15 protein-coding genes are annotated in these 15,862 nt (G+C 64.4%); 9 read left to right on the top strand and 6 right to left on the bottom strand.

Annotated elements, in window-relative coordinates; genetic code table 11:
- The first annotated feature begins 21 nt into the window (after positions 1–21).
- From IB267_RS02875 to IB267_RS02865, 3 genes are all read left to right on the top strand, one after another.
- Positions 22–1,083, top strand: a complete 1,062-nt coding sequence (locus IB267_RS02875; protein WP_192446318.1) for a hypothetical protein — start codon at positions 22–24, stop codon at positions 1,081–1,083.
- A 51-nt stretch (positions 1,084–1,134) separates the two neighbouring features.
- Positions 1,135–1,413 (top strand): hypothetical protein, encoded by a 279-nt coding sequence (locus tag IB267_RS02870; RefSeq protein ID WP_192446317.1) that lies wholly within the window; start codon positions 1,135–1,137, stop codon positions 1,411–1,413.
- Positions 1,414–1,695: 282 nt separating this feature from the next.
- Complete coding sequence (locus IB267_RS02865) at positions 1,696–2,703, top strand: FecR domain-containing protein (protein WP_192446316.1); 1,008 nt, start codon at positions 1,696–1,698, stop codon at positions 2,701–2,703.
- A gap of 158 nt (positions 2,704–2,861) precedes the next feature.
- On the opposite strand, the gene IB267_RS02860 is transcribed toward IB267_RS02865, so the two are convergent.
- Both IB267_RS02860 and IB267_RS02855 read right to left on the bottom strand, forming a co-directional pair.
- Positions 2,862–5,033: a CHASE2 domain-containing protein gene (locus tag IB267_RS02860; RefSeq protein WP_192446315.1), complete on the bottom strand. Its 2,172-nt coding sequence runs from the start codon at positions 5,031–5,033 to the stop codon at positions 2,862–2,864.
- Positions 5,034–5,039: 6 nt separating this feature from the next.
- On the bottom strand, positions 5,040–6,794 hold the full coding sequence (locus tag IB267_RS02855; RefSeq protein WP_192446314.1) for an adenylate/guanylate cyclase domain-containing protein: 1,755 nt from the start codon (positions 6,792–6,794) through the stop codon (positions 5,040–5,042).
- Positions 6,795–7,049: 255 nt separating this feature from the next.
- On the opposite strand from IB267_RS02855, the gene IB267_RS02850 reads away from it, so the two are divergent.
- Positions 7,050–7,547 carry a GNAT family N-acetyltransferase gene (locus IB267_RS02850; RefSeq protein ID WP_192446313.1) on the top strand — a complete coding sequence of 166 codons (498 nt, stop codon included), beginning with the start codon at positions 7,050–7,052 and terminating at the stop codon, positions 7,545–7,547.
- 72 nt (positions 7,548–7,619) lie between these two features.
- Positions 7,620–8,135 carry a GNAT family N-acetyltransferase gene (locus tag IB267_RS02845; RefSeq protein WP_192446312.1) on the top strand — a complete coding sequence of 172 codons (516 nt, stop codon included), beginning with the start codon at positions 7,620–7,622 and terminating at the stop codon, positions 8,133–8,135.
- Positions 8,136–8,201: 66 nt separating this feature from the next.
- Here the strand turns inward: IB267_RS02845 and IB267_RS02840 are convergent, their stop codons facing one another.
- Positions 8,202–8,645 carry a TIGR02594 family protein gene (locus IB267_RS02840; protein ID WP_192446311.1) on the bottom strand — a complete coding sequence of 148 codons (444 nt, stop codon included), beginning with the start codon at positions 8,643–8,645 and terminating at the stop codon, positions 8,202–8,204.
- Positions 8,646–9,130: 485 nt separating this feature from the next.
- Between IB267_RS02840 and IB267_RS02835 the strand changes: the two genes are divergently transcribed.
- On the top strand, positions 9,131–9,484 hold the full coding sequence (locus IB267_RS02835; RefSeq protein WP_192446310.1) for a DMT family protein: 354 nt from the start codon (positions 9,131–9,133) through the stop codon (positions 9,482–9,484).
- Positions 9,485–9,586: 102 nt separating this feature from the next.
- On the opposite strand, the gene IB267_RS02830 is transcribed toward IB267_RS02835, so the two are convergent.
- The 3 genes from IB267_RS02830 to IB267_RS02820 all read right to left on the bottom strand — a co-directional run bounded on the left by IB267_RS02830 (position 9,587) and on the right by IB267_RS02820 (position 11,334).
- A complete protein-coding gene (locus tag IB267_RS02830) occupies positions 9,587–10,222 on the bottom strand; it encodes a TerC family protein (protein ID WP_192446309.1) in 636 nt (211 codons plus the stop codon).
- A 120-nt stretch (positions 10,223–10,342) separates the two neighbouring features.
- Positions 10,343–10,933, bottom strand: a complete 591-nt coding sequence (locus IB267_RS02825) for a hypothetical protein (protein WP_192446308.1) — start codon at positions 10,931–10,933, stop codon at positions 10,343–10,345.
- An 11-nt stretch (positions 10,934–10,944) separates the two neighbouring features.
- Positions 10,945–11,334 (bottom strand): acyl-CoA thioesterase, encoded by a 390-nt coding sequence (locus IB267_RS02820; protein ID WP_192446307.1) that lies wholly within the window; start codon positions 11,332–11,334, stop codon positions 10,945–10,947.
- A 273-nt stretch (positions 11,335–11,607) separates the two neighbouring features.
- Between IB267_RS02820 and IB267_RS02815 the strand changes: the two genes are divergently transcribed.
- The 3 genes from IB267_RS02815 to IB267_RS02805 all read left to right on the top strand — a co-directional run bounded on the left by IB267_RS02815 (position 11,608) and on the right by IB267_RS02805 (position 15,773).
- A complete protein-coding gene (locus IB267_RS02815) occupies positions 11,608–13,422 on the top strand; it encodes a methyl-accepting chemotaxis protein (protein ID WP_192446306.1) in 1,815 nt (604 codons plus the stop codon).
- 238 nt (positions 13,423–13,660) lie between these two features.
- Positions 13,661–14,212 (top strand): Kazal-type serine protease inhibitor domain-containing protein, encoded by a 552-nt coding sequence (locus IB267_RS02810; RefSeq protein WP_192446305.1) that lies wholly within the window; start codon positions 13,661–13,663, stop codon positions 14,210–14,212.
- A gap of 322 nt (positions 14,213–14,534) precedes the next feature.
- Entirely contained in the window at positions 14,535–15,773 is a 1,239-nt protein-coding gene (locus IB267_RS02805) for an extensin family protein (RefSeq protein ID WP_192447160.1), read from the top strand.
- Positions 15,774–15,862: the final 89 nt, after the last annotated feature.

Here is a 15,862-nt window from a genome sequence, read left to right as displayed (position 1 = left end):
GGGCGTGGCGGAGGTTAGGCAATGACGCAAGGGAGGGGCGCGGACGGCGATCTGTCGAGGATCCTGCCAGACGAGCAGGCGCTTGCGAAGGTCAGGGCCGTGATCGCCGAACACAATGCGGAGCGCAAGAAGGTCATCGTCGAATTGTGGTGGCGGCGGCTGTGGATCGGCTGTGGATCGGCGGCCGGGGTGCTGCTCTGTGCCTATGCGGGAAGTTTTTTCTCCGGGTCCGACGCGGGGCCATTGATGCTGCTGCCACTGGCGGGCATGGTCTGGGCTTGGTCCAAAATCGGCGAGACGGTCTGGCACCGACTTGAACGCACGCAGGATGTCCTGCTGCCGGCGATCTTCGGTTTCGTCGATGGTTTCCGCTTCAGGCAACGTGGGTGGCCGGACGTTGCGGCTGCGCTCACGCGACTGGATCTCGTGGCGTTCGACGTTGCTGACTATGAAGACCTCATCGACGGCACTGTCGAAGGCGTTTGCTTCTCGCTGTGTGAGGCGCATCTGGGGCTCCAGAAGAGCAGCCGGCGCAGCTCCGTCGTCAATCAGTTTCGCGGGCTCGTGCTCAAGGTCAAGCTCGACACTCCGTTTCCAGGCTGGCTGGTGGCGCGCAAGAAGCGCTTCGGCGGGCTGCTGGACGCAATAGACAAGGGGTTCAGTGCTGCCGACAGCAAGGACCTCATCGCGCTGTCTGCCAATGACGTCAGGGATCTGTGGCAGGCGCAGGGCGCCATTCTGAGTGGCCGTGCGGTGCTCGATGAAAGCCACGAATTCGTGACCGACAATCTGGCCGCCGCGGCCGGCGTGATCGACGATGTGGCCAGGACCATCGCGTTCCTCTCCAGTTCTTTCGACGATGATGTCGTTCGTCTGGCGCTCGACGGCGACAGCTGCATCCTCATGCTGCCGTCCAAGCACGACTTCTTCGAACTGCCGAACATCTATCTGGAGATGACAGAGGCCAAGATCATGCCGATGCTCTCGGACTTCGTGACCTTGCTGGAGATTGCCAAGCTAAGCGCTCGTATCGGAGTGTCGCAGCCAGGTCCCGCGGAATCCGTCGCCGGAGCTCAACGATAACGTCGACCAACGATCCTTGAGCTGGCGATCCAGCTTGTCATCGCAGCACTCGTGGTCCTTTTCACCGTCGATGTTCTCGACGCAATGCGGAGCTATGCCTGCAGCGAACCCGGCTCAGGAGGGGATTGCTTTCCCTGGGGCAGCGAGGGGCCGGTGGCGGGCCTCTGGCGCTACGAAAGCAAAGCTGCCCATATCGGAACAGGGGTGGCATCGATCGTCATGCTGGCGCTGGCCGGCCTTGCACCGTTCAAGGTTCGCCATGCAGGGGTCGGCCTGTGTTTGATGGCGGCCGGTCTTCTTGTCAGCATCGGCATCGCGTCATTTTTGTAAGCGCCAAGCGTCTGACGCAGGTTGCCTGTCCCAGATGCCTGATCGTCGGCCGCCTCCGGCGGGACGCAACGACGTTCTCGGGCCGCAACGCGACCATTGGCGACAGCCGCTGATCGCCATTGAAGTGCGGGGTAACGTCCCACGCCCCATTCCGCTCAACCGCCGTCAGATGAATCTTGCCGCCTAGCCCTTACGGTTGCGCACCTGACGCTGCGTTACCCCGATTGGGCGAGAAGACACCAAAGCCTGCCACGTGATAACAATACTTCTTTGGAGTGCGCCATGTTCTGCTTGCGTGGTGCCGCATTCGTGCTTTGTGCCGTGGTCCTTGGCCCGATGTCTGCGTCTGCCGCCGAACCGGTCGGCAAGGCGGTGGAAATCCGGACGGCCGTCAGCGGTGCGCGCGGTGCGATCGCGGTCAAAGACCCTGTTTACCGGAATGAACGGATCTCGACGTCGAAATCCGGACTCGGGCAGTTTGTCTTCGAGGATGGCACCAAGCTGGCCGTCGGCTGGGGTTCTTCCGTCGTCATCGACAAGTTCGTTTATGACGACAAGAAGTCGGTGAAGAAGCTCACCATCATGGCCGCCAAGGGCACGTTCCGCTGGATCAGCGGCAAATCCGGCCACTCCGCCTATGAGATCGTCACGCCGGCCGGCACCATCGGCGTGCGCGGCACCGCCTTCGATTTCTTCGTCGCCCCGGATGGCACAACTGCCGTGGTGCTGCTCAGCGGTGCTGCCGATTTCTGCGGTGCCGGCGGCTGCCGCCAACTGACGCAGCGTTGCGACTGCGTCGTCGCCAAGCCCGGCCGTCGCGCCACCGCACCGACGCGGGTCAGCCGCACGACGCTCAAGGCGCTCGGCAATGCGCAGGCGCTGCCGTTTCTCTCTGGCGGGCAACGCCTGACCGGCGCGCTTGGTTGGGTAGGGGGCGGCTGCGGCCTGCGCGCGGCCCAGTTCGAGGGCACCACCCGCACCGTCCCGGAGCAGCCGGCCCGCGTCGAAGAAAAGCCGCGCGAACAGAAACCGCCGCCGGAAGAAAAGCCCCGGGATCCGGGCCCGCAGCCGGAGAACCCGGGCGATCCCGGACCGCAGCCGCATAATCCAGGCGATCCGGGGCCGCAGCCGAACAACCCGGGCGACCCCGGTCCGCAAACCGAGCAGCCCGGCGACCCCGGCCCACGCAACGACACCCCCGGCGATCCCGGACCGCAAACGGGCGGTGGCGGCGACCAGCCGAGCCAGGACCAGGGAACGCAGCAGCACGAGGGCGAAAGCCACGATTGATCGGGCGGCCAGGGTTTTGCTGGTCAGCTGATTTCAAAGCCGAACGGGCACGCCTCGCCGTCTTCTCTGGCGAGGCGCTATTCTTGAAAATATCCCTGAATCAGAAAGCTACCGTCGTTTCCGCATGTGTCCGGTGAGCGAGCGGCCGCGGGCAAAGCTCATTCGGCTGGACGCTTGGTGTTCTCGTCGGTCGCTTGGGCGAAGTGGTCGGCGCGGCGGCCGATCCGGGCGTAGAAGCCGGCGAGCGCCGGCGTCAGCGCCGCTGCCTTCAGCTTGGCGGCGTTGACGATGCTGCGGCTTGTCTGCGTGCGGGCGCCGAGCGCGGCGACCAGACGATCGTGCAGGCCGCGCAGATCCGCAAAGGCGGGCGAGGCCGCGAGGTTTTCGTCGCCGGCGACGGCATAGACCCGTGTTCGCGTCGTCTTGCCCTTGAGCGCGAGGGAGCCGGCGTCGAGCATGGCATGGTCCGGCAGAGCCTGGGCGGTCGCCTCGGACACCAGAATGTCGATGTTGACGTCCTTGCAAGCCGCTTCGATGCGCGCGGCGATGTTCACGGTGTCGCCGACGGCGGAATAGTTGAACCGCGTCTCGGCGCCCATGTTGCCGACGCAGGCAAGCCCGGTATGGATGCCGATGCCGATGCGCACCTCCTGGTCGGCGCCGAAGCCGAACGCATTGTCGGCATTGAGCCGCGCCAACGTCTCGCGCATGCCAAGCGCCGCTCGCACTGCCTTTTGCGGATGGTTGGCGACGTCGACCGGCGCATTCCAGAAGGCCATGATCGAATCGCCGATGAACTTGTCGAGCGTGCCCTCGTTGGCCAGCACATGCCGGCTCAGCGCATCGAGCAGCGTATTGAGAAAGGCGACGACCTCGGTCGGCGTCATGCGCTCGCTCATCTCGGTGAAGCTGCGCACGTCGACGAACATCACGGTCAGTTCGCGGTCGTCGCCGCCGAGGCTGAGCGCATTGCGCGTATGCTCGATGCGGTAGAGCAGCGACGGCGAGAGATAGCGGCCGAAGGCCTGCCGCACCTCGCGCCGTTCGCGGTCGGTCACGAGGAAGCGATAGGCGGTGGCCGCGAAATGGGTGATCGAGGCGGCGAGGATCGGCGCCAGCGGATCGAAAAGCCTTCCGCCATAATAGAAGGCGATCCAGGAGGCGACGAGCGCCAGCACCGTCACCGCCAGGCCGCAGACGAGCGCGACCACGGGGCTGACGAAGGTGGTGAGCAGCACCAGCAGCGTTCCGGCGAGCGCGATCGAGAGGATTTCGAGGCCGTTCGCCCAATCCGGGCGCGAAAGATAGCGACCCGACAGGATCTGCTCGACGATCTGCGCGTGGATTGAAACACCAGGCACGTTCTGGCCGAGCGCGGTGGTGCGCACATCCTGCAGTCCGGCCGCAGAGGTGCCGATGAAGACGATGCTGCCTTCGATGCCGGCGCGGATATCCGGCGATGGTTCGCCATCGGCAAGAATGCGGCGGGCGGAGATATAGCGCTCCGTCGTGTCCGGCGTCACATAGAGCCAGACCTCGCCGGTCGACATCAGCGGTACGACGAAGTCGCCGATTTTGACCGCCGTCAGCGTGTTGGCGACGTCGGGTGCGGCGGCCAGCACATAGGTCGAAGCCCCCTGTGCCACCCGCAGGGCCTCCATGGCCAGGCTCGGATAGAACTGCTGGCCGTCGCTCAGGAACAGCGGCGCGGTGCGCACAACCGCCGAGGACGAGCCGGGATTGAGGCTGATATGGCCGAGGCCGGCGGCATTGGCTTCGAGCTGCGGCCTCAGCGGTGTTGCGGCCCGCAGGCGCGGCGGCGCTTCGTTGGCGCTTTCGCCGGTCAGGGCAAAGCCGGCCTTGACCGGGGGCAGGTAGCTGCCTTCGTTGGTCAGCCCGAAGCCGAGCACCACGGGCTTGTCGCGGATCGCCTCGGCGAAGATCTCGTCATTGTCCGGTAGCGCGGCAAGGAAAGAGGGATCGACGCCGCCGACATCGCGCACCACCGTGCGCGGCGACAATCTGTCCGGCTCGGCAAAGAGCACGTCGAAGGCGATTGCGGCGGCCCCCATCTCGCTCAAGCGGTTGGTCAGCTTCGCCAGTCGGTCGCGCGGCCAGGGCCATTGGCCGAGCTCGCGCAGCGACGCCTCATCGATGTCGATAATCTTGACCGGCATGGGCTCGAAGCGGCGCGGCGCAATGCGCTGGTATTCGTCGAAGGTGACGTCGCGCGCCTGGCGCAGCAATTGCGGATCCTGGGCGCGCAGGATGGTGAAGAACGCCACCACCGTCATGCCGATCAGAACCCCGAACAGTTGCGATCGTGTCATGGCGGCCTACGGAACCATGGGTAGGCCCGCCTTGACGAGCCCGTCGTTGAAATGCGCGTGGTCGGCAGGATCGACGTAGGCGGTAAAGAAGCGCCAATAGCGCGGCACGTCGCTCGGTGCGTTGGCGATCGCTTCCGGAAGAAGCTTGCGCGCCTCATCGATGCGGCCGAGCTGGCCGAGACAGGTGATCAGCATCACCAGGTTGAAATAGGTGCGGCGCAAGAGCAGCGCCCGTTCGGCGCAGCGCAGGGCTTCGTCGTAGTTGCCGAGATGGTAGTGGGCGAGCGCCATGCGGTTGAGGAAGAGATAGGTGAGCGGATCGTGCGGGCTCAGCCGCAGCGCCTTGTGCAGCGGGTCCAGCGCCTCGGCGAAGCGGCCGATATAGATGCGCGCCCAGCCGAGCGCCATGTGGGCGAGCGCGAAGTTGGAGTTGATGTCGATCGCCTGTTGCGCTTCCTCGACCGCGGCGTGCGGCCGCTGGGCCGCGAAGTTGGCGAGACACATGACATAGTGACAATAGGGGTCGTGATCGTCGATCACCACCGCGCGCGTGGCCTCCGCCTGCAACTCGGCGCTGTCGCGGTCGATGTCCTTGCTGAAGCCGAAGAAACAACGGGCAAACAGCGAGCGGGCGAGCATCATGTGCGCGCGGCCGAATTCCGGATCGAGGGCGATGGCGCGGCGCTGCCATTCGATCGCCTCGTCGAAATGCGCGGCGGAATCCTGCGCGTTGTGCAGCAGGGTGCCGCGCATGTGGCATTCATAGGCGCCAAGATTGTCGGTGCCCCGCAATTGCGCGCGCCGGTTTTCGCCGATCAGGATCTCCGGCTCGATCGCGGCGACCACATGCTGGGTGATTTCGTCCTGGATGGCGAAGAGGTCTGCGAATTCACGCTCGTAGCGCTGTGCCCAGAGGTGGTTGCCGGTCTCCGCCTCGATCAGCTGGCCGGTGACGCGCACCCGCGAGCCGGAGCGGCGCACGCTGCCTTCGACGATGTAGCGCACTCCCAGATCCCGGCCGATCTGTTTGACGTCGACGGCGCGGCCCTTGTAGGCGAAGGAGGAGTTGCGGGCGATGACGAAGAACCAGCGGTAGAGCGACAGCGCGGTGATGATGTCCTCGGTCAGGCCGTCGGCGAAGAAATCCTGCTCGGGATCGCCGGACATGTTGACGAAGGGCAGCACGGCGATCGACGGCTTGTCGGGCAGCGACAGCGGCATGCCCGGCAGATCCCCGCCGACCGGATCCTCCCGCCAGTCGACACGGTGGACCAGGACCGGGCGCGGAATGTTTTTCAGCGCGCGTTCGCCCAGCCGCTGCATCGGAAACTCGAGCTTGCCTTCGATCTGGTCGTGCAGGGCGCCGGAAATGCAGATGTCGTTCGGCTGTGCAACCTGTTGCAGCCGGGCGGCGACGTTGACGCCGTCGCCGAGCAGATTGCTGCCGTCGACGACGACGTCGCCGAGCGTGAGGCCGATGCGAAACTCCATGCGCCGCTCCGGCGAAAGATCGGCGTTGCGGCGCTGTAGCGTCCGCTGGATTGCAACCGCCGCCCGCACGGCCTGTACGGCGCTCTGGAATTCCGCGACCAGGCTGTCTCCGGCCGCGCCGAAGACGCGCCCTCCGTGCTCCGCAGCCAGGCCGGAAATCGTCTCGCAGTAGGTGGCCAGGGTCGCAAGCGTGCCTTCCTCGTCGATCGCGACGAGGCGACTGTAGCCAGCGACATCGGCAGCAAGGATCACGGCGAGCTTCCGTTCCAAGGCGGCGGGCCCCTCCTGCGGCATCTGGTCAGAAGGAAATTAAGCGTAACTTAAATTAGAAAGTCCGAGAAGCGTAAATCGCCCGGATCGGGCCTGAAGACGCTGCACAATGCGCAAAAATGCTCCGCACTGCTTCTACGACAGATTGTACTCGCGGGTGCTTCCCCGGGGCGGCCGACTGTGCAAGGTTCGCAGCCTACCCGCCGCCGCGCCTCGTTCGGGCCGGCACCTCTTTCGCTCATGGGACCAACAGTGATGGCGCCATTTTCCGTTCGCCGGCTCAACTCCAGGGATGCCGAGGCCTATCGGGCCGTTCGGCTGGACGGGCTGCTGAAGCATCCGGAAGCCTTCGGTGCATCCTACGAGGAAGAGGCCGGCCGGCCGATCGAGGTCACAGCGGAACGCCTTGATAGCGGCTTCGTCCTCGGCGCCTTCGATGGCGATGAATGGCTCATGGGTGTTGCTGGCCTCGCGATCCCGACGGCTGTAAAGGCAAGGCACAAGGGCACGCTCTGGGGTATGTATGTCTTGCCGGAGGCGCGGGGCACCGGGCTTTCGCGGCTGCTGGTCGACGGGATCATTGCGGAGGCGCGAGGCAAGGTGGAGCGGCTGTTGCTGACGGTCGTCTCGTCGAACGCTGCTGCCCTCAACCTCTACCGGAAGGCGGGATTTGTAGAATACGGCCTGGAACAGCGCGCGCTGCGGGTCGACGATGCCTATTTCGACGAGATGTTAATGGCCTTGCCGCTTTAAGCGTCTGACGATCCGCCAGGGAACGCGAAGCGGGGTCGACCTCGCGCCGCGCGGCGGTAGGATGGCGTCATCATGCCCCTGATTCGACCGACACGCGAAAGCGACCTTTCCCTTCTGCCCGATATCGAGCGCTCCTCCGGTGAGGCGTTCCGCACGATCCCTGAGCTTGCCTGGATTGCCGACGACGACGTGCAATCGGCGGAAGCCCATGGCGCGTTCCTGCGAACTGGGCTGTCGGTGGTGATCGTTGATGCCTCCGATCGGCCGATCGGTTTTCTTTGCGCCACCGTTGCCGACGATGCCATGCATATCTGGCAGCTTGCCGTCGAGGCGGAGCGTCAGGGACAGGGGCTCGGGCGCATGCTGATGCTGGCGGCAATCACGCATGCGCGCGTGACATCGCTTGCCGCCGTCACGCTGACGACGTTCCGCGATCTTGCCTGGAACGAACACTTCTATCGCAAGCTCGGCTTCGTGAGGCTCGATGCGGGCGAACTCGATCCGCGTCTTGCCGAAATCCTTGCCAACGAGGCGACGCATGGTCTGCCACCGGAGCGACGCTGCGCTATGCGGCTGAGGCTCGCTTGAAGGCGCACCTCCGCGCTCCGGAAAGCCGGCGCTGAAAGATGATCGTTCGGGCGCGGTGTGGCCGCGCTACCGCCTGATGGCGACCACCTGGCCGCGTGCGAACTGCGAGACCCTGACGCCGCCGGACTGGTTGCCGCCGATCAGTTGGGCCGTCGATTTCGACAGCATGGACAGGATGCCGACGTGATAGCCGCGGCCGGTGCGGACGACGACGACGTCGCCGGGGCGGGCATAGGCGACTTTCACGGGTGCGCCGAAACGCAGCCAGGAACGGGCGATGCCGAAGCTTTGTGGCGGGCTGCGCCCGGCCTTGCGGGCGACCATGCCCATGAAGTGGCCGCACCAGGGTGTGCGGGCCGGGTTGATGCCGAGCGCTGCACGAAGGGTCTTGTTGTTTTTGACCTCGTGCAGGCCCTTGTATTGCTGCGCCTGGGCAAGCATGCCCGCATTGGCGAAATCAGGTGTCAGTAGCGCGACATAGGCAGCCGCAAGAAACGCCAGGACCTTCATGGTCAGGTCTCCTTGACAAGGTGCTTGGTGCGAACGGTTGGGGCGGCCTGGCAATCGCCGGCATGGCACCCGGTTGCTCAACGGTTTCTCATGTTGGGCGGGGAGATATCAGCGGGCGCACGCGTTCAGGCGTCGAAAAGACGCCGCATCGGGCACGTCTGCGAACCGCGCTAAAACGCGGAGCCAGCTTCACGGCAACTGCCGTATCGAAGTGTGGTATTCCCCTGTCTGCCCCGTCGGGCAGCAAAGCTTCATTCACCATGCGCCGGTGCAAAATTGTGGCAAAACCCGTAAAATATTAGGGCAGGGATTGCTTATTGCCGAAATAGCTGATGCGAAACGGCGATTCGCCGGGCCAGACATCAAAAATATAGTGGGCTGGCACCTTTCAAGGCAGGACTTTTTTGCGGGAGAAGCAGCGGCACTTGCGCGCCTACGGGGCAGCGGCGCATCGTCTCAGCGTGATTCGCGCGCCGAGGTTCTTCATGTCGTTCACCCTTGCTCCGGCCTATCTCTGGCCCGTTCTGCTGCTCCTGGTCTCTAACGTCTTCATGACCTTCGCCTGGTATGGGCACCTGAAGTACACGTCGTCGCCGCTCTACATGGCGATCGTCGCAAGCTGGGGCATCGCCTTCTTCGAATATTGCCTGGCGGTGCCGGCAAACCGCATCGGCCACCAGGTCTATTCGGCGGCGCAGTTGAAGACGATGCAGGAGGTGATCACCCTGATCGTCTTTGCAGCCTTCTCCGTTTTCTGGCTGAAGGAGTCGATCGGCTGGAACCATCTGGTCGGCTTCGCGCTGATCGCGGCCGGCGCGTCGTTCATCTTCAAGGGGTGATGACGTCCGTCGCGCTGCAGCGATCGAGTCGTTAGCAAACAAAAAGGCAGGGCCGAGGCCCTGCCTTTTTCATTGTCGACGGCTTCTGTCGGCGCGCCTGTGTCAGACCAGGGCGGCCACGGCTGGCGCGACATGCGGCCAGACCTCGACCCAGCCGCGATAGATCATGTCGAGCGCGACATAGAGGATGATTACGAGACCGATATAGGCGATCCAGTGATAGCGGTTGAGCAGCCGGGCGATGAAGCCGGCGGCGATGCCCATCATGGCGATCGAAAGCGCAAGGCCGATGACCAGGATCGTCGGATGTTCGCGGGCAGCACCCGCGACAGCAAGCACGTTGTCGAGCGACATCGAGACGTCGGCGACGACGATCTGGATAGCCGCCTGCATGAAGGTCTTCCTGGGCGCCTCGGAGCCATGTCCGCTTTCGCCCGCAGCGTTTGCTGCCTGCTGCTCGCGAATTTCGCGCCACATCTTCCAGCAGACCCAAAGCAGCAGGATGCCGCCGGCGAGCAGCAGGCCGATGATTTCGAGCAGTTGCACCGTGACGCTGGCGAGCGCGATGCGCAGTACGGTGGCGGCGATGATGCCGACGAGAATGACCTTCTTGCGTTGGTCCGTCGGTAGGCCGGCGGCAGCGAGACCGATCACGACGGCGTTGTCGCCGGCGAGAACGAGGTCAATGACGATGACTTGAAGGAGCGCCGCCAGGCCGGCAGCGGTAAAGATTTCCATGATGCAACAGTCCCCCGACCTGCATATGCGAGACATAGATATGACTAACGGATAAAGCACTGCCGTGCCGCTGGATCAAGACCGCCGGGCGGAAATCCTCAACGACGGCCTTGCCGGGCCTCAATCGAGAAGATCGAAAGCGCGGTACATCCACACGAGCTGGTAGGCGACGGCCGCGACGACGAAGACCGCGTGAAAGCGCCGGTTCGGCGTCCAGGCGGCGGCAATGCACAGCAGGATGTAGACGGCGTTGCGTGCCGGATACTCAAGGCCGTAGGAGGCGAAATAGGCCTTTCCCTTCAGCGCGGTGTCGACGAGATCGACGGCGAAGGCAAGCGCCAGGGCGCCGAAGAACCAGGCCCGGCGCGACATGAAATAATGTTCGTAGTCGCTGTAGTCGTCGAGCGTCGTTGGAAACAGCATGACGCAGAGAAAGAAGAAGACGCAGCAATAGAGAACGACGAACAGGTAGACGCTGACATCGATCACCGCCAGCGAATGCAGGTGGAACTCCCACCACCAGAAGTGCACGAGGAAGACGAACATGAACAGGACCCAGCCGAGGTGGATCCAGTAGACGCGCGTCTTGCCGGGATGCTGGACGAAGAGTGCAATGCCGCTCAACAGCCGGGCGAGGCTCAGGCTGACGATCATGCCCATGACGACGCGGATATGCGAGAAGATCTCCGGGTCTGTATGGGCAGGCTCCATGCGCCGCGCTCCTATTCTTCCGCCGGCACCGGCTTCGGTTTGCCGTTTTCGTCGAGCGCGACCATGACGAAGATCGCGTCCGTCACCTTTTCCATCAGATGCGAGAGATAACGCTGCGCCCAGGCCTCGACCTTGAGCGTCATCGAGGTACGGCCGACCTTGACCACGTCCGTATAGATGCAGAGCGTGTCGCCGATCTTGACCGGCAGCGCGAACGCCATTTCCTTGACCGCCGCCGTGACGACGCGGCCGCGCGCCCGTTCCGCCGCGCGGATGCCGCAGGACAGGTCCATCTGCGCCATCACCCAGCCGCCGAAGATATCGCCCGCCGCATTGGCATCACCCGGCATGGCGAGCGTGCGCAAGGTGAGTTCGCCGGTCGGTTTCGTCTGTTCGGTCATGCAGCCTGTCTCCCTGTTGGAGACAAGATGTAACCCGAGCGCGCTTCTAGAGGGAAGACCCCGGCGCCGCACAAATGCCGGCGAGGTCCTTGAACTACCGGCTCGTTAGACTTTCGCATAAGCTGATTGAGAATTGTCAAATTTAGGGGGTGCTCGTTAGGAGCTTTGCAAAGACCTCACCCTAACCTGCAGGCTCTGGGAGTGCCTGCAGGCTATGTCGCGGCGGCCAGGATTTGGGCGGCGCGGGGAGCGCCGAGGGGCAGGGGATTGGCAATGAAGAAATTCAGGATTTCGGCGCGTCTCTACGCGCTGGTGGCATTCGCGCTTTTGACCATGGCGGCGGCGCTGACCTTCGGTCTGTTTCAGGCGCAGGAAAAGCTCGTCGGCGAACGCAAGGCAATGCTGGCGGCGATGGACGAGAACGCGATCGCCATGTTCGACGCCTATCACAAGCTGGAAGTGGCCGGCACACTGTCGCGCGAGGAAGCGCAGAAGCGCGCGCTCGAAGCGATCAAGGCGATGCGCTACCAGGGCAGCGGCTATTTCTGGGTCAACGACATGCATCCGACCATGGTGATGCATCCGATCAAGCCGGAGCTCGACGGCAAGGACCTCACCGAGAACAAGGATCCCAACGGCAAGCAGCTCTTCGTCGAGTTCGTCAAGACCGTCGAGAAGAGTGGCCAGGGTTTCGTCGATTACTATTGGCCGAAGCCCGGTGCCGACGCGCCGGTGCTGAAATATTCCCACGTCGCCGGCTTCAAGCCCTGGGGCTGGGTGGTCGGGACCGGCGTCTATGCCGACGATCTGGCGGCGATGTTCCGCGAGCGCGCCTGGCAGGTTGCCGGTATTCTTGCCGCTGCAGCTTTGGCCATCCTGATGGCGGCACTGGCGATCGTGCGCAGCGTCGTCAAGCCCGTCGAAAAGCTGAAGGCCTCGATGCGGGCGATTGCCGACGAGGATCTTTCCTCTGAGGTGCCCGAAACCGACCGTGGCGACGAGATCGGCCAGATGGCCAAGGTCCTCGTTGTCCTGCGTGACTCGGTTCGCGAACGGCTGGAGTTGCGGTCGCGCGAGGCAGAACAGCAGGAGCGACTGAGTTCCGAGCGGCGCGGCAACGAACAGCGCCAGCGGGCGACGGCCGAGGCGCAGGCCGAGACGATGGAAACGGTTGGTGCGGCGCTCGAACTCCTCGCGAGCGGCGACCTCACCGCCGAGATCGGCCACATCGCGCCGGAATACGGCAAGCTGCGGAACGACTTCAACACCGCCGTCGCAGCGCTTCGCGATGTCATCGGCTCGATCTCGCATTCGACCGAGATCGTCACCGCCAGCGCCGGCGACATTTCCGAGGCCGCCAACAATCTGTCCCGCCGCACCGAGCAGCAGGCAGCAGCCCTTGAAGAGACAGCCGCGGCCCTGGACGAAATCACCTCGACGGTTCGCCACGCCTCCGAGCGGGCAAACGAGGCGCGTGCGATGGTCGATCAGACCAAGACCAGCGCCGCAAGGTCCGGCGGCATCGTGCGCAATGCCATCGACGCCATGGGGCGGATCGAAAGCTCCTCCGGCCGTATCGGCCAGATCATCGGTGTCATCGACGAGATCGCCTTCCAGACCAACCTGCTGGCGCTGAATGCTGGCGTCGAGGCGGCGCGTGCCGGTGAGGCGGGCCGCGGCTTTGCCGTCGTCGCCCAGGAAGTGCGCGAGCTGGCGCAGCGTTCGGCCGGTGCCGCCAAGGAGATCAAGGAACTGATCAGCGCCTCGGTGCGCGAGGTCGGCGCCGGCGTCGACCTCGTCCGTTCCACCGGCGAGGCGCTTTCGGAGATCGAGGCGCAGGTCAACCGCGTCAACGAGCAAGTGGCCTCGATCGCGACTGCCGCCCGCGAGCAGGCAACCGGGCTGCAGGAGGTCAATGTCGCCGTCAACAGCATGGACCAGATGACCCAGCAGAACGCCGCGATGGTGGAGGAGACCACGGCAGCGAGCCAGACGCTGGCAGCCGAAAGCCGCGAACTGAAGTCTCTGCTGACGAAGTTCCGGCTGCAGCCTTCAGGCGTCCACGCAGGTTACGGCCGCGCCGCCTGATCCATAGGTTTGTCGATTGCGACCCGCGCGGCACGCCGCGCGGGTTTTTTCATTTGGGTCTGACCGCAATGCTGTCGCAAGGATCGTTGTTTAGGTGCCGCCGTCTTCACGCCGGTTGTCGTGTACGGAGACATTCTCCGTCTTGACCTCAGCACCGCCGGGGATAGATACGCGAGAAGCGGGAGGTGTTCGACGGGGCGTCGCTCCGGTTGCCGGCCGCTGCACCAGAGGGGACACCATGGCACTTCTCAAACTACTTCTGACCCGGCCGATCGCCTTGCTGATGCTGGCGCTCGGGTTTCTTTCCGCCTGTACCGTGGTCGTCGATGAGCCGCGGCCGGGGCCGAGGCCCACGCGCCCGCAGGCCTGCACGATGGAATATGCGCCGGTTTGCGGCGAGCGCGGCAATCGCATGCGCAGCTTCCCGAACTCCTGCCAGGCGCGCGCCGACGGCTTCAACGTGATCCACCGCGGCGAGTGCCGCCCGGACTATCGCCCGCCGGATCGCGAGCCGCAGGCCTGCACGATGGAGTACAACCCGGTGTGCGGCCAGCGCGGCGGTCGCATGCAGACCTTCCCGAATTCCTGCCAGGCTCGTTCCGAGGGCTTCCAGGTGATCGGTCGCGGCGAATGCCGCAGGCAGGACGACCGTCCGTCCGAGGGCCAGTTCTGCACACGCGAATACGCCCCGGTCTGCGGCCAGCGCGGCAGCCGCATCGAAACCTTCTCCAACGCCTGCGAGGCGGGTGGTGCCGGTTTCCAGATCGTCCATCGCGGCGAGTGCCGCTAACCCCTGCGCGATCTGGTCTTGAGCATGCGAGCCCGCGTCCGATGAGGACGCGGGCTCTTTTTTCATCATATAGCGGCCGGCTCTCGCCCAGCGCACCCGATTTTCTGCAAGTGACGCGCAAGCCTTCGTTTACCGTATTTGAATAAAATCCCAGGCAAATCAGCCTTTTTGACCACTGTGCCCGGTTTGCGACACAGGCGAAAGGCAGCAATTGCAGGTGCTGCAGCAACCATTGCGTGCCAATCGAGCGCAAGTTGGCTGCAGGGGCGGCGGGGCGATGACGGTGGTCTTTCTGGCCATCTGGAGGAAGGCGCAGTTCGGTATGGCCTATGTTACTCGTCTCCATCGCCCGCTGACGGCGCTCGTTCTTTCGTTTTCGCTCGTCACCTGCTCGACCGATGACGCGTTGTCGCCGCCCGGCCGCATCGATGGCGGGGCGCGGGTCGGGTCGATCGGGCCGGTTCCTGTCGATGCCGTGCCGGCAGAGGAGGTGGCCGCCTATCCCGCCGCCACGCAACCCTCGACCTTCCAGGCCAATTCGCAGCATGCAGCGCCCCAGCAGACGCGCCGCGCGCTTCCGATGCTTGATAGCGACGAGGCTGTGGCCACGGGCGCGCAACCGGCAGGCGCCGGCTCGAGCCCCATTCCGCAAGAGGGCGTCAACATGGATGCGATGCTCGGCGTCGAGCACCCCTTGGTGGGGCTCGCGGAAGAGCAGAGCAACGACATCGCTGAGGGCAATGCCAGCCAGCCGGTGGTCGGCGGCATTGGTGACGAGAATGTGCGTCAGCTCGGCAGCGCAAACAGCGCAGCACCGGCCGAGGCGAACCTTGGCTATGATCCGGATCTGCCGCCGCTTTCGCCGGACAAGATGGCCGCCGAAGAGGCGCAGCGCGCCCGCGCCATGGAACGGCAGCGCGCCCTTCAGCGCACGCAGGAGCCACAGCAGGTCGCCTTCCTGCCGCGCGCCAACAATCCGATGTCGACGCCCGACGATACCGGCGCGATGCCCGGTTCCGAAATCGCCTGCCGCCAGCGCCTGAAAAAGCTAGGCGTCACCTTTCGCGATATTCCGCGCATCAGCAACGGTCCGTCCTGCGGCATCGACTACCCGATCGAACTCAGCGGACTGTCCGGCGGCATCGGCGTGAAGCCGGCGGTGAAGCTCAATTGCGAGGTGACCGAGGCTTTTGCGAAGTGGGTGAAGTACGAACTCGCGCCGTCGTCGCGCTACCGCTACTGGTCTGGCATCAAGACGATCAAGCCGCTCGGCGGCTACTCCTGCCGCACCATGAACTCGCGTCGCGGCAATCCGATGTCTGAACATGCGCGCGGCAACGCCATCGATGTCGGCAAGTTCGTGCTGAAGAACGGCAAGGAAATCGACGTGCGCAAGCCGGGATTTTTCGCCTTCCGCGAGAAGGCGCTGCTGAAGGCCGTGCGTTCCGACAGCTGCAAGTACTTCAACACCGTGCTCGGCCCGGGCAGCGATCCGTTCCACAAGGACCACTTCCACTTCGACCTGAGAACTCGCAAGACCGGCTATCGGCACTGCGATTAGTGGTTCGGTCGGTCAGCAGCTGTGCTTTTCGAGCCGCCGGCTACCGAAGCTCGGAAGCCGGCAAAAAAAGAGGCCGGCGGGGAGGCCGG

Source organism: Ensifer sp. ENS09 (assembly GCF_014852425.1).
In the GTDB taxonomy this organism is placed as follows: Bacteria; Pseudomonadota; Alphaproteobacteria; order Rhizobiales; family Rhizobiaceae; genus Ensifer.
This window is presented reverse-complemented; position numbering and strand designations above follow the sequence as displayed.

Bases quoted from the DNA above. Each gene is read 5' to 3' on its own strand.
- IB267_RS02860 (WP_192446315.1), bottom strand. From the start codon at position 5,033: ATGACACGATCGCAACTGTTCGGGGTTCTGATCGGCATGACGGTGGTG.
- IB267_RS02815 (WP_192446306.1), top strand. From the start codon at position 11,608: ATGAAGAAATTCAGGATTTCGGCGCGTCTCTACGCGCTGGTGGCATTC.
- IB267_RS02845 (WP_192446312.1), top strand. From the start codon at position 7,620: ATGCCCCTGATTCGACCGACACGCGAAAGCGACCTTTCCCTTCTGCCC.
- IB267_RS02825 (WP_192446308.1), bottom strand. From the start codon at position 10,933: ATGGAGCCTGCCCATACAGACCCGGAGATCTTCTCGCATATCCGCGTC.
- IB267_RS02875 (WP_192446318.1), top strand. From the start codon at position 22: ATGACGCAAGGGAGGGGCGCGGACGGCGATCTGTCGAGGATCCTGCCA.
- IB267_RS02850 (WP_192446313.1), top strand. From the start codon at position 7,050: ATGGCGCCATTTTCCGTTCGCCGGCTCAACTCCAGGGATGCCGAGGCC.
- IB267_RS02810 (WP_192446305.1), top strand. From the start codon at position 13,661: ATGGCACTTCTCAAACTACTTCTGACCCGGCCGATCGCCTTGCTGATG.
- IB267_RS02830 (WP_192446309.1), bottom strand. From the start codon at position 10,222: ATGGAAATCTTTACCGCTGCCGGCCTGGCGGCGCTCCTTCAAGTCATC.
- IB267_RS02865 (WP_192446316.1), top strand. From the start codon at position 1,696: ATGTTCTGCTTGCGTGGTGCCGCATTCGTGCTTTGTGCCGTGGTCCTT.
- IB267_RS02835 (WP_192446310.1), top strand. From the start codon at position 9,131: ATGTCGTTCACCCTTGCTCCGGCCTATCTCTGGCCCGTTCTGCTGCTC.
- IB267_RS02840 (WP_192446311.1), bottom strand. From the start codon at position 8,645: ATGAAGGTCCTGGCGTTTCTTGCGGCTGCCTATGTCGCGCTACTGACA.
- IB267_RS02820 (WP_192446307.1), bottom strand. From the start codon at position 11,334: ATGACCGAACAGACGAAACCGACCGGCGAACTCACCTTGCGCACGCTC.
- IB267_RS02805 (WP_192447160.1), top strand. From the start codon at position 14,535: ATGGCCTATGTTACTCGTCTCCATCGCCCGCTGACGGCGCTCGTTCTT.